Raw genomic sequence first — 12,863 nt, 5'->3', positions numbered from 1 at the left:
CGGGGCGGCAGGGCTCGATCAGCCCTTGCGCACCGCCCGCAGCCACTCCTTGTTCATCGCGGCGATCGACGGAAGCGGAATGCCCTTGGGGCAGGCCGTCGCGCACTCGCCGGTCAGTGTGCAGCCGCCGAAACCCTCCTCGTCCATCCGGGCCACCATGTCGAGCACCCGCGTCTCCCGCTCCGGCGAGCCCTGCGGCAGCACGTTCAGGTGGTTGACCTTGGCGGAGGTGAAGAGCATCGCGGACCCGTTCGGGCAGGCGGCCACGCACGCGCCGCATCCGATGCACTCGGCGTGCTCGAAGGCGCGGTCGGCGTCGGCCTTGGGCACGGCGGTGGCATGTGCCTCGGGGGCGGCGCCGGTGGGGGCGGTGATGTAGCCGCCGGCCTGGATGATCCGGTCGAAGGCGCCCCGATCGACGACGAGGTCCTTGACGACCGGGAAGGCGGCCGCCCGCCACGGCTCGACGTCGATGGTGTCGCCGTCGGCGAAGGACCGCATGTGGAGCTGGCAGGTGGTCGTGCGCTCCGGGCCGTGCGCATCGCCGTTGATGACGAGGCTGCAGGCGCCGCAGATGCCCTCGCGGCAGTCGTGGTCGAAGGCGACCGGGTCCTCGCCGCGCAGGATGAGGTCTTCGTTGAGGGTGTCGAGCATCTCCAGGAAGGACATGTCCTTCGAGATTCCGTCGACCTCGTAGGAGGCCATGGCGCCGGGGGCGTCGGGGTTGCGCTGGCGCCAGACGCGCAGGGTGAGCTTCATGCGTAGCTCCGCTGGGTGGGGTGGACGTACTCGAAGACGAGGTCTTCCTTGTGCAGGACGGGGGCGGCGCTGCGGTGCTCGCCCGGGGCACTGCCCGCGGGCCCGCGGTACTCCCAGGCGGCGGCGTAGGAGAACTCCTCGTCGCGCCGCGCCGCCTCGCCGTCCGGGGTCTGGGACTCCTCGCGGAAGTGGCCGCCGCAGGACTCGGCGCGGTGGAGCGCGTCGAGGCACATCAGCTCGGCGAGTTCCAGGTAGTCGACGATGCGGTTGGCCTTCTCCAGGGACTGGTTGAACTCCTCGCCGCTTCCCGGCACCTTCACTCGGCGCCAGAACTCCTCGCGGATCTCCGGGATGCGGTCGAGTGCCTTGCGCAGGCCCTGCTCGGTGCGGGCCATTCCGCAGTACTCCCACATGAGTTCGCCGATCTCGCGGTGGAAGGAGTCGGGGGTGCGGTCACCGTCGACCGCGAGCAGCCGCGCGAGCCGCTCCCGGGTTTCGCCGAGGGCGGCCGCGGCCTCGGGGTGGGTGTCGTCCACGGCGTCCCGGTGCGGGTGGCGGGCGAGGTAGTCGTTGATGGTGGAGGGGAGTACGAAGTAGCCGTCGGCGAGGCCCTGCATCAGCGCGGAGGCGCCGAGGCGGTTGGCGCCGTGGTCGGAGAAGTTGGCCTCGCCGATCGCGAAGAGGCCGGGGACGGTGGTCTGCAGGTCGTAGTCGACCCACAGGCCGCCCATCGTGTAGTGCACGGCGGGATAGATCCGCATGGGGACCTCGTACGGGTTCTCCGCGGTGATCCGCTCGTACATCTCGAAGAGGTTGCCGTACTTCTCGGCGACCTTCTCCCTGCCCATGCGGCGGATGGCGTCGGCGAAGTCCAGGTACACGCCCTGCCCGCCGGGGCCGACGCCGCGGCCCTCGTCGCAGACGTTCTTGGCGGCGCGGGAGGCGATGTCGCGGGGCACCAGGTTGCCGAAGGCCGGGTAGATCCGCTCCAGGTAGTAGTCGCGCTCCGCCTCGGGAATGTCGGCCGCGGGGCGGGTGTCGCCCTTCGCCTTGGGGACCCAGATGCGCCCGTCGTTGCGCAGGGACTCGCTCATGAGGGTGAGCTTGGACTGGTGGTCGCCGGTGCGCGGGATGCAGGTGGGGTGGATCTGGGTGAAGCAGGGGTTGGCGAAGTACGCGCCGCGCCGGTGTGCGCGCCAGACGGCGGTCGCGTTGGAGTTCATGGCGTTGGTGGAGAGGTAGAAGACGTTGCCGTAGCCTCCGCTCGCGAGGACCACGGCGTCGGCGTAGTACGTGGACATCTCACCGGTGATCAGGTCGCGGGCCACGATGCCGCGGGCCACGCCGCCCACCACGATCAGGTCCAGCATCTCGGTGCGGGCGTGCATCTCGCTGTTTCCGGCGGCGATCTGCCGGGAGAGCGCCTGGTAGGCGCCGAGCAGGAGCTGCTGGCCCGTCTGCCCGCGGGCGTAGAAGGTACGGGAGACCTGGACGCCGCCGAAGGAGCGGGTGTCGAGGAGGCCGCCGTACTCGCGGGCGAAGGGCACTCCCTGGGCCACGCACTGGTCGATGATCTCGACGGAGATCTGGGCGAGGCGGTGCACGTTGGACTCGCGGGCGCGGAAGTCGCCGCCCTTGACGGTGTCGTAGAAGAGGCGGTGCACCGAGTCGCCGTCGTTGCGGTAGTTCTTGGCGGCGTTGATGCCGCCCTGGGCGGCGATGGAGTGGGCACGGCGCGGGGAGTCGGAGAAGCAGAACTGGACGACGTGGTAGCCCTGTTCGGCGAGGGTGGCGCCCGCCGCTCCGCCTGCCAGGCCGGTGCCGACGACGATGACGGTGTGCTTGCGGCGGTTGGCCGGGTTGACGAGTTTGGCTTCGAAGCGGCGGCGGTCCCAGCGCTCCGCGATCGGGCCGCGGGGGGCCTTGGTGTCGGCGATGGGGTCGCCGGTGGTGTAGCGGGTGTAGTCGCTGGTGGGGTTCATGAGCTCGCTCATGGTCAGTTCACTGCTCCGGTCATCACGGCGACGGGGACGGAGACGAAGCCCGCGAAGAGGACGACGGCCAGGGCGTTTGCCAGGAATTTCAGCGTCCGGTCGCGCCGGGCGCTGCCCGCGCCCAGGGTCTGGGCGGCGCTCCAGAACCCGTGCCGCACGTGCAGGCCGAGTGCGGCCATCGCCACGATGTAGACGGCGTTCCCGTACCAGGTGGAGAAGGTCGCGAGGACGTTCTCGTACGGATGGCCCGCCCAGGCGCGCTCGTTGACGGTGAGCGTGGTGAGGTCGAGCAGGTGCCAGACGATGAAGAGGGCGAGGATGACGCCGCCCCAGCGCATGGTGCGGGTGGCATAGCCGGCCCGGCGGCGCTTGTGGACGTACTTCACCGGGCGGGCCTTGATGTCCCGTCGGCTGAGCTGGTACGCGGACACCCCGTGCGCGACGACTGCGGCGAGCAGCACCACGCGGACGATCCACAGGGCCCATTCGTGGTGCAGGAAGGGCGAGCCGAGGGTGCGCAGCCAGTGGGCGTACCCGTTGAACTCCTCCGAACCGAAGAAGATCTTGAGGTTGCCGAGCATGTGTGCGACGAGGTAGCCCAGCATGATCAGGCCGGAGCCGGCCATGACGGCCTTCTTGCCGACGGAGGAGTCCCAGAGCGTGCGCGTGGTGGACGGCCGTCGACCCGTCCGCGTTGCCAAAGCCATGTCCAGACCGTAAGGAGGAAGGTGCCGAAAGGTCCAAGACATGATGGAGCTCATCTCGATAGTGGCCGCCTATGGTGCGTGCTTATGCTGGGGTGATGCAGTTCCAGCAGCTCCTGTACTTCGTGGCCGTCGCCGAGACCCGGCATTTCACCCGCGCCGCGGAACGGGTGCATGTGGCTCAGCCCTCGCTCTCCCAGCAGATCAAGGCGCTCGAACGGGAACTGGGCGCGGAACTGTTCAGTCGGGCGCGGGGCAATATCGCCCTCACCGACGCGGGCGAGGCGCTGCTGCCGCTGGCCCGGCGCATTCTGGCGGACGCGGATACCGCCCGGCTGGAGGTCCAGGAACTGGCGCAGCTGCGGCGCGGCCGTGTCCGGCTGGGCGCCACACCGAGCGTGTGCACGGGCCTGCTGCCGAATGTGCTGCGCGCCTTCCATACCGCGCATCCGGGCATCGAGCTGCTGATCGAGGAGAGCGGTTCGCTCGACCTCGTACGGGAGCTGGCGCGGGGCGCCCTGGACCTGGCCCTGATCGCCCTGCCCCTCCCGCCTTCCGCACCGGCGCTGTCGACGGTGGAACTGCTGACGGAGGACCTGGTGGTGGTCTCCTCGGCGGAGCTCCCCGCGCCCGGCGGCGGCGATTCTCTGACCATCTCCGGCCTCCGGGACGAGCCGATGGTGATGTTCCGCCACGGCTACGACCTGCGGGAGCTGACCGTGGCGGCCTGCCGTGCGGAGGGCTTCGAGCCGGTGTTCACCGTGGAAGGCGGCGAGATGGACGCGGTACTGGGCTTCGTCCGGGCGGGCCTCGGCATCGCGGTGGTCCCGGCGATGGTGGTGGACCACGCCGGCCCCGGCCTACGGGCCACCCGCCTGGCAGGCTCCCCCCTGCGCCGGACGATCGCCCTGGCCCACCGCACGGACGTCGCTCCCCCACGCGCGGCCCGCGAACTGAAACGCATCCTGACGGGCTGACGGGCTGACGCGCCCCCGATCCAGTCGGCGGCCCCGGGCGGGACGGCGAGCCCGGCGGGTGGTACGGCGCAGCGCGACGGGGCCAGCCCGGAACCGCGCGGCGCTGCGGGGCCCGGAGGGTTCCAGCGGCGCTGGCGGGGCGGGCGCCTGGACCGCGTGGCGGGGCGGGCGCCGGCGGGGCGGGGCCGCGGCTCGCCGTCGGCAGGGGCGGGCGCCTGGACCGCGTGGCGGGGCGGGCGCCGGCGGGGCGGGGCCGCGGCTCGCCGTCGGCAGGGGCGGGCCCTACACGGCGGGCATCGGACGCCGGGCTAGGGCAGAGGCTCGGGAGGGCTCGCCAGACCGGGCACCCGGGGCACGGCCGCAGACCAGGATCCGGGCCAGGACCAGGACCGGCGTCAGGCCGGGCGTATGGGCAGGACCTGGTCCAGCCCGCCGGAGAGCATCCCGAAGGCCCGGTGGGCATCCGCGACGGCATCCGCGTGGACCTCGTCGGCGCTTCGCCCGGCGTCTATGCGGCGCCAGTTCTCCCGGCCCAGCTCCTGGCGGACCGCCACGAGGTGCAGGGCGGCCAGCCGGGCGGTGAGCGCCGGCACGGCCTCGCCTTCCAGGACGGCTGCGAGCAGTTCCACTTCCCGGGCGGTGTAGTGGGCGAGGCGGACCTCCAGGCTCGCGGTGGAGTAGAGCAGCCGCTCGAAGGCAAGGACGTCCGGGTGGTCGCAGAGCCCGGTGATGGGGTCCCGCTCGGCGAGGGCGGCGATGAAGTGCGCATGCACGGCATCGACCGGGCCCTGCCCGGCGGCCCGCTCACGCACGATCCGCGCCGCCTCGTCTTGATGGTCGGCGAACCGGTCGAGCACGAGGTCCTCCTTGCTCGGAAAGTACCGGAAGAGGGTGGGCTTGGACACCTCCGCCGCGGCGGCGACATCCGCCACCGAGACGGCGTCGAAGCCTCGTTCCAGGAAGAGTTCGAGCGCCGTGGCCGCCAGCTGGCGACGCGTACGGAGCTTCTTGTTCTCGCGCAGACCCGTCGTGTTTTCCATGTCGCACAGCGTAGCACAGGATCATGACCAAGTTAATTTTTTTACTGGGTTGCTTTTTGCGACGGGAGCCGCTTTTCTTGAGTCATCGACACTGAGAGGAACTTCCATGACCGACGTACTGATCACGGGCGCCGGCCCCACCGGTCTGACCCTGGCCTGTGACCTGGCCCGCCGCGGTATCGATGTTCGAATCGTGGAACAGCGGTTGGCCCCGCACCGCGAGTCGCGGGGCAAGACCCTTCACCGCGGCAGCCTTGCAGTGTTCGAGGCGCTGGAGGTGGCGGAGGCGATGACGTCCATCGGCACCGCGGACCTGGTCTTCCGCAAGTACTTCGACGGCGCGCACGTGGCCGACACTCACTACGGCGAGGCCCTCTTCATCGCACAGTGGCAGATCGAGGACGTGCTGCGCGCACGGCTCGCGCAGTTCCACGTGCGCGTCGAGTACGGGTCCCGGCTCAGCGCAGTGACCCAGGACTCGGAGGGGATGACAGCGGAGCTGGGCGACGGGTCCCTCATCCGGAGCCGGTACCTCGCCGGGTGCGACGGCGGCCGCAGCACCACCCGCAGGCTCCTCGGAATCCCGTTCGAGGGAAGCTCCGAGGAGAAGCAGTCGATGGTGGTCGGGGACGTGGCGGCGCCCGGGTTGAGCCGGGCGTACTGGCACCAGTGGTTCACTTCCGACGGCGGCGCGATGATGCTCTGCCCGATACCGGGAACCGAGGCCTTCCAACTACAGGCCTCGCCGGAGCTGGACGAGCACGGTGAGCCGCTTCCGCCCTCCCTGGAGAGCTTCCAGCGACTCTTCGACCGCCACGCCCGGGTGCCCGGGATCCGGCTGGCGAAGGCGACTTGGCTCTCCTCCTGGCAGGTCAATGTCCGCATGGCCGCCCGGATACGCCAGGGCCGGGCCTTCCTCGCCGGGGACGCGGCGCACGTCCACCCGATAGCCGGCGGCCTGGGTATGAATGCCGGTATCCAGGACGCGGCCGCCCTCGGCCGGACCCTGGCCGCCGCCCTCACCCGGCCCGCCGAGCCCGGCGGCCCCACCGGTCACGCCGGGGAAGACGTACTGGACGCGTACGAGGCCGAGCGGCTGCCGGCAGCCGCCGAGTTGCTGGCCGACACGGGTCGACGGCTCAAGCGGGTGCTGGCGGGCGTCCGGGAGCCCGGCACCGGAACGGAGGCAGGGCTCGACTGACCACAGAGCTCAGATACCGGCAGGCACAGCATCCGCTGACCCGGTCCCGCCCGGCTCGTACACGGGACCCGGGGAGGACCCGGGCGGCCGGGTCGGGCGCCGGACGCCCGGTCGTACACGCGAAGGAGACCCGGGTGGGCCGGTCGTACGCGGGAGCCCGGGTCAGACGTGGAGTTCGTTGGAGCGCGGGGAGCGGGGGGGGTCAGGAGGAGGTGGGCACGGCGTCCGAGAGGGAGAGGCTGTAGATGCGGTCGGGGGCGCCGGGGCGGGCGTAGTACCAGCCCTGGGCCGTATCGCAGCCGAGGTCTCGCAGTTGGGCCGCTTGGGCGCCGGTTTCCACGCCCTCGACCGTGACGGCGAGTTCCAGGCTGTGGGCCAGGGCCACGATGCCCTCCACGATCTTGACGTCAACCGGGTTGGCGGGGTGGTGCTGCATCCCCTTGGTGAAGGAGCGGTCCAGCTTCAGGACGCTGACGGGGAGGCGGCGCAGGTTCGCGAGGTTCGAGTACCCCGTGCCGAAGTCATCGAGCGCGATGTCCACGCCCAGGGCGGCGAGCCGGCGCAGCGGCTCCAGGAGTTCGTCGTCGGCGCCGATGAGGGCTGACTCGGTGACCTCCAGGCACAGCGCGCCTGGAGCAAGGCCGGACTTCTCCAACACGGCCACCGTGTCGGCGACCAGGCCGGGGTGGTGGAGCTGGGTCGGCGAGAGGTTGACGTTGATCCGCAGGGAGGCTCCGCCGAGCTGGCGCTGCCAGTTGCGGGCTTGGCGGACTGCCTCCTCCAGGACCCAGCGGCCGAGCGGCACGATGAGCCCGGTGCGTTCGGCGAGGGGGATGAAGCGGTCCGGGCCGAGCACGCCGTGCTGCGGATGCGACCAGCGCACCAGGGCCTCGGCGCCGTGCACACTACCGTCGTGCATGTGCACCAGCGGCTGGTACTCGATGAAGAACTCGCCGCGCTCCAGCGCCGCCGGCAGGGCGTTGGTCAGGCCGTGGCGAGTGATGGCCCGGGCGTCGGCCTCGGCGTCGGCGAATTCGAAGCGGTTGCCGCCGGCCGCCTTGGCTCGGTACATCGTGATGTCGGCGCTGCGCAGGACCTCCGCCGGGGTGCGCTCCTTGGCCCGGCCCTCGACGATGCCGATGCTGCCTCGGACCGTCAGCTCCCGGCCCTCCAGCCGGATCGGCGCGGACAGGGCGGACAGGATGCGGACCGCGAGGTCCGTGACCTTCTCCTCGGTGTCCGAGCCGGTGGTCAGCGCGACGAACTCGTCGCCGCCGAGCCGCGCGACCACCTCGCCCGGTCCGGTCGCGCAGCTCTGGAGCCGGTCGGCGACCTCCACCAGCATCCGGTCACCCGCCGAGTGCCCGAGGCTGTCGTTGACCGCCTTGAACCCGTCGAGGTCCAGGTAGCACAGGCCGAAGCGGCTGCCGCCGGCCCCGCTCAGGGCCTTCTCCAGCCGTTCGAAGAACAGCGTCCGGTTGGGCAGCCCGGTGAGGGCGTCATGCGTGGCCTCGTAGCGCAGCCGAAGGTTGAGCAGCCGGCGTTCGGTGGTGTCCTCCATCAGGGCCAGCTGGTACTGCGGCATCCCGTCGGCGTCACGCAGCAGGGACACCGTCAGATTGGTCCACAGGACGGTGCCGTCGTGTCGGTAGTACGGCTTCTCCACGCGGTAGTGCTCGCGCTCACCGCGCACCAGTTCCCCGTACATGCTCCAGACGTGCGGGGTGTCGTCGGGGTGTCCCCACTCGCTGACCTTGCGGCCGCGGACGTGCCCCTCCAGGCCGCCGAACATCTGCAGCAGCGCGTCGTTGACCTCCAGGATGTTGCCGTCCAGGTCGGCGATGCCGATGCCGATGGCCGCGCCCTCGAAGACCGCCCGGAAGCGTGCCTCGCTCGCGTGCAGGGCCTGCTGGGCGTCGATGCGGGCCGTCAGCGCCGAGCGGGCGATGGCCTCCTGCTCCCTGAGGGTCCGCTCGCGCAGGGCGCGGGCGTAGCCCGCCGCGATGCCGTGCTGGAGCCGCGCGCAGCGGGCCCGGTACTCCTCAGCGCCCTGCCCGCGGGAGCCGTCCAGGCCGCCCGAGCCGCAGTAGAGGACCAGGTACGACTCGACCACGCCGAGGGTCCCGGCCAGCGCTTCGGGGTCGGTGCAGTGCACGGCGACGAGTTCGGCCCCGACCCGCTGGCCGACGGTGGCGTCGAAGGGCCGCGCGTGCAGGGCCTCGGCGAGGGTCCGGGTGAGCGGTACGAGGTGCCGTTCGAACTCGACGCGGGTCAGCGAGGTCGCCGTGACGGGAAAGATCGCCCGTCCCCAGATGGTGGCGAAGCGGGCGATCCGGTCCTCCAGACCCCCCTGCGGTTCCGCCGGGGGCTCAACTGCCGGTGCGCCCGCGGGCGCACCGGCGACGTCCGGCGCAGCCGCCGTCTGTGCCGGGAGTCTCACGCCTTGCGTCCCACTCCGCCGAAGCCCGAGAAGGCGTACGGATCCTCCGGCGCCTCACCGTCCTCCGCGGCCTCGGCCTCGGCCCCGGCCCCGGCCCCGGCCCCGGCCCCGGGACGATCCGGCCGCCAGTCGGGCATGGACACCAGACCCGGCGCCGCCATCTCGAACCCGTCGAAGAATCGGCTGATCTGCTTCCGGTCGCGCATGACGAGGGGGCTGCGGATGTCCCGGTAGACCTGGACGGTTCCGCCCGCGACCTCCTCCGTCAGCGGGATGCCCTCGAACGAGGCGTGCGTGAGGATCAGCAGGCTCCCGGGGGCCAGCGCGTCGCGCAGCTCGGCCACGGCGGCGTACGGGTCGTCCGCGTCCTCCAGGAAGTGCAGGACGGCGACGAGCAGCAGGGCGACCGGCCGGTCGAAGTCGAGCAGCCGACCGACTTCCGGATCGGTCAGGATGTCCTGCGGCTTGCGCAGGTCGGCCGCGACGACGCCGGTTCGGTCATCGCCCCCGAGGACGGCCTGGCTGTGTGCGACGGCCACCGGGTCGTGGTCGACGTAGATCACGCGTGCCTCGGGGCTCGCGGCCCGGGCGATCTCGTGGACGTTGCCGAAGGTGGGGATGCCGGAGCCGATGTCGAGGAACTGTGTGACGCCCTCGGCGACGGCGTGCCGGACGGCGCGGCGCATGAATGCCCTGTTGGCCTGCATGATCTTGGGCAGGCCCGGCATGAATTCCATGGCGCGGCGGGCGGCCTGGCGGTCTACCTCGAAATTGTGAGAGCCGCCCAGGTAGTAATCGTAGATGCGGGACACGCTCGGCACCGATATGTCGATGCCTGGCGGGGCCCAGGAGGGGCGCTCCATCGGGGTCTCCAAGCCTTGTTCCTGCTGCGGTCCGTCCAGGGTCGGACTCCTGTCCGAGCCGAATGTACTGATCATCGCCCAACAGGGCGAGCGAAAGCGGAAATTGGCGATCCGTTCTTGGTCACACACCAAAGGCAGCTGCCGCCCGCGGCCCGCGCAATGATCGATACCGGCAGCTCTTCTCGGGAATTGGACGATGCCCTTCCGATACCCGCACAGTCGGTTGAAGATTGGCCTGAATCCGGCCCTTAAACCTCTGCTGGCCGGCCTCCACTCGTTCAGGCGAACCAGGGCCGAGGTCGGCGTGTGCCGCCGCAGGCGAGCCCATGCTCCCCGGGTGAAGAGATCTTGTACCAGGCGCCTGCTGGCGGTCCCGGTCCTGCTGTGGGTGGCCTTGTCCGCCACGCCGGCCGTGGCCGAGAGCTGTGCCTACGCGACGATCGACGCCCGCGAGGGCGCGATCGCCGCCGGGATCGTCGCGGTGGCCGGAAGCAGCGCTCGCGCCAGCGGCCCGGGAGGCGGACATCACGACGGCGGGCAGGGAAACGGTGACGGAAAGGGGAAAGGAACCGGCCACCGGAACGGCTCCTGGGGCCGCCACGGAAAGGGGCATCACCACGGGCACCCCTGTCCGCCACCGCCACCGCCGTGCCCGCCGAAACCGAGCCCCACGCCCACACCCACCCCCACGCCGCCCCCTTCTCCGGCTCCTCCGCCCAAACCGACGCCTCCGCCCAAGCCGACGCCGCCACCGACCCCGGCCCCTGAACCGCCGCCCCCGAGGCCGGCCCCCGCGCCGCCCAAGCCGACGCCGGTGCCCGTACCGAAGCCCGTCCCTCCCCCACCGAAACCGCCTACGCCCGCGCCCCCTAGGGAGTACACGCCGCCGCCTCCACCGTCGCCCGCCCCCGCGGTGACGCCTCCCCCACCGGTGGCCCGTCCCGCGTACCACGCACCGTCCCGCAAACCCGCGAAGCGCCACATCTCACCGGTGACCTTCACCTTGATGACCTCGGTGCCAGCGGTGCTCGCGCTCGCCGCACTGCGCCCCCGGTAGCCCCGACGCCCCACCCGCAACCCGCAACCGATTGGGAGTCATCTTGTCGGAATGGCTCGTCCTGTCCCTCGCGATGGCCGCGGCCTGCGCCGTGGTGGTGTCCATCGCCGTCTTGAACCACCGCAGGATCGGCGAGAACGACGATCCGAACGAAACACCCGACGTCATCGAGTACATGACGATGATGATCGGCGTGATCTACGCGATCGTGCTGGGCCTGGCGATCGCCGGCGTCTGGGAGGCCCGCGGGGCCGCCCAGGAATCCGTACGCCAGGAGGCGCAGGCGCTGCACGAGATCAGCGTCCGCTCCGAGGTGTACCCGGCCGACGTGCGCAAGATGATCCGCTCGGACGTCGACGCGTACGTGACGCACGTGGTGACGACCGAGTGGAAGGAGATGGCTGACCACGGCCGGCTGACGGACCGCGGCGGGGAACTGCTGGAACGGATCCGCCGGGACGTCACGGACTACGAGCCCCGGACCGACCACGAAGGACAGGCGTACCAGCCGCTGGTCGACCAGGTGGCGGTGGCGGACGACGCCCGCAGTGCGCGGGGGCAGAGCGCCGGGGCCACCATGCCGGGCGTGGTGTGGTTCGGCCTGATCGCCGGAGCGCTCGTGACGGTGGGGCTGATCTTCACCCTGCAGATCCGGCGGTCGTTCCGGGAACTGCTGCTGGCGGGCCTGTTCAGCGCGCTCATCGCCTTCCTGCTGTTCCTGATCTGGGACTTCGACGCACCGTTCGGGCGGGGCATCTCCGCGACCGCCGAACCGTTCCTCGCCCAGTTCCCCCGCTTGGCCCTGGGCATGGGCCGGGGCGGCTGAACCGACCGGCATCCGGCGGGCTCAAGACCGGCGCGCGACCCGCTCGCGCAGGCCCCAGACCGGAACCGAGTCGCACGGCGGCAAACCGGGAACGGGCCCCCTCTCCCCGGTTCGGCCTACAGCCATGCCCCATTCGCCCGCTCCTGATCGCGGGTCACCGGACCCGCGCTTAGCGTGGCGGACGTCGAGGCGCACGACCCCCCATGTGCGGAAACCATTCCGCGGCTGCTCCTCGGGATTCCGGAGAATCAATCATGGGTGCGATACGTACCTCCACCACAGCCCTGCTGAGCGCCGGCGCCACGGGCGCCGTACTCGCGCTCGGCATGCTCGGCGCGTCCGCCGCGTCCGCCGCCACCCCTACGACCACCACCGCAATCGGCGCCGCCTCCACCGCCCGGGCCGGGGCCTGGGCGGGGACCGAGGCCAAACGCATCACCTCGTTCGGCTTCGCCATCACCCCGTCCACGGTCGCCCCGGGCGGGCAGGTCGTGCTGTCCGTGGCCGGCTGCAACGCCGCCTACGCCACCGCCTCCTCCGGGGTGTTCGACACCGTGAGCATCGCCCGTGGCCAGACGGTGCAGGTCACCGTTGACCGGGACGCGCGGCCCGGAGCCCTGTATTCGGTGTCCTTCACCTGCAACGGGGAGACCGGCTCGGCCGATCTGACGATCGCCGGGGGCGCGGCCACGATGCCCACCACGAGTTCCACGACCGGCGCCACCCCCACCGCCACCACCCTCGGCGTACGCGGAGGACTCGGCGGCAGCGTGGCCGGAATGAACCCTCTGGAGCTCGGCGCGGGCGTCGGTCTCCTCCTCACCGCCGCGGGCGCCACGGTGTACGTGGTCCGGCGCCGGCGAGCCGGGCGCAGCCACTGAGCGCTCCCGTCCCTCAGCCGGGACTTCCGCCGTCGGGACAAGCCGCAAGCCCCCCGGGGGGGCCGGCTGCCGGCCCGGCGTCCCCTGGGGCCGCGGGGCGGGGGGGGTTGTGTGCGGGTGC

General features: G+C 71.5%; 10 protein-coding genes. 4 read left to right on the top strand and 6 right to left on the bottom strand.

The annotated features are described in order from the left end of the window. Nucleotides 1-18: 18 nt before the first annotated feature. From ACWDX7_RS20490 to ACWDX7_RS20480, 3 genes are read right to left on the bottom strand one after another with little or no spacing between them, the layout of a single operon-like run. A complete protein-coding gene (locus ACWDX7_RS20490; RefSeq protein ID WP_451491787.1) occupies nucleotides 19-759 on the bottom strand; it encodes a succinate dehydrogenase/fumarate reductase iron-sulfur subunit in 741 nt (246 codons plus the stop codon). Further along, nucleotides 756-2,741 carry a fumarate reductase/succinate dehydrogenase flavoprotein subunit gene (locus ACWDX7_RS20485; protein ID WP_451491800.1) on the bottom strand — a complete coding sequence of 662 codons (1,986 nt, stop codon included), beginning with the start codon at nucleotides 2,739-2,741 and terminating at the stop codon, nucleotides 756-758. Before ACWDX7_RS20485 ends, ACWDX7_RS20490 begins: the two co-directional genes overlap by 4 nt. 14 nt (nucleotides 2,742-2,755) lie before the next feature. Continuing rightward, complete coding sequence (locus ACWDX7_RS20480; protein ID WP_451491788.1) at nucleotides 2,756-3,460, bottom strand: succinate dehydrogenase; 705 nt, start codon at nucleotides 3,458-3,460, stop codon at nucleotides 2,756-2,758. 95 nt (nucleotides 3,461-3,555) lie between these two features. On the opposite strand from ACWDX7_RS20480, the gene ACWDX7_RS20475 reads away from it, so the two are divergent. Beyond that, nucleotides 3,556-4,434: a LysR family transcriptional regulator gene (locus ACWDX7_RS20475; RefSeq protein WP_451491789.1), complete on the top strand. Its 879-nt coding sequence runs from the start codon at nucleotides 3,556-3,558 to the stop codon at nucleotides 4,432-4,434. A 395-nt stretch (nucleotides 4,435-4,829) separates the two neighbouring features. Here the strand turns inward: ACWDX7_RS20475 and ACWDX7_RS20470 are convergent, their stop codons facing one another. Continuing rightward, nucleotides 4,830-5,474, bottom strand: a complete 645-nt coding sequence (locus ACWDX7_RS20470) for a TetR/AcrR family transcriptional regulator (protein WP_451491790.1) — start codon at nucleotides 5,472-5,474, stop codon at nucleotides 4,830-4,832. Between the two features lie 106 nt (nucleotides 5,475-5,580). On the opposite strand from ACWDX7_RS20470, the gene ACWDX7_RS20465 reads away from it, so the two are divergent. Beyond that, a complete protein-coding gene (locus tag ACWDX7_RS20465) occupies nucleotides 5,581-6,675 on the top strand; it encodes an FAD-dependent monooxygenase (RefSeq protein ID WP_451491791.1) in 1,095 nt (364 codons plus the stop codon). Nucleotides 6,676-6,877: 202 nt separating this feature from the next. On the opposite strand, the gene ACWDX7_RS20460 is transcribed toward ACWDX7_RS20465, so the two are convergent. Together ACWDX7_RS20460 and ACWDX7_RS20455 are read right to left on the bottom strand one after the other, a co-directional pair. After that, the gene (locus ACWDX7_RS20460) at nucleotides 6,878-9,019 is read right to left on the bottom strand and encodes a putative bifunctional diguanylate cyclase/phosphodiesterase (protein ID WP_451491801.1); all 2,142 of its coding nucleotides are present in this window, start codon (nucleotides 9,017-9,019) and stop codon (nucleotides 6,878-6,880) included. 92 nt (nucleotides 9,020-9,111) lie between these two features. Beyond that, nucleotides 9,112-9,978 carry an SAM-dependent methyltransferase gene (locus tag ACWDX7_RS20455; RefSeq protein ID WP_451491802.1) on the bottom strand — a complete coding sequence of 289 codons (867 nt, stop codon included), beginning with the start codon at nucleotides 9,976-9,978 and terminating at the stop codon, nucleotides 9,112-9,114. 1,100 nt (nucleotides 9,979-11,078) lie between these two features. Between ACWDX7_RS20455 and ACWDX7_RS20450 the strand changes: the two genes are divergently transcribed. Beyond that, entirely contained in the window at nucleotides 11,079-11,861 is a 783-nt protein-coding gene (locus ACWDX7_RS20450; RefSeq protein WP_451491792.1) for a bestrophin-like domain, read from the top strand. Nucleotides 11,862-12,115: 254 nt separating this feature from the next. After that, a complete protein-coding gene (locus ACWDX7_RS20445) occupies nucleotides 12,116-12,742 on the top strand; it encodes a hypothetical protein (RefSeq protein WP_451491793.1) in 627 nt (208 codons plus the stop codon). Nucleotides 12,743-12,863 lie beyond the last annotated feature (121 nt).

The organism is Streptomyces sp. NPDC003034, from assembly GCF_053591375.1.
This window is presented reverse-complemented; position numbering and strand designations above follow the sequence as displayed.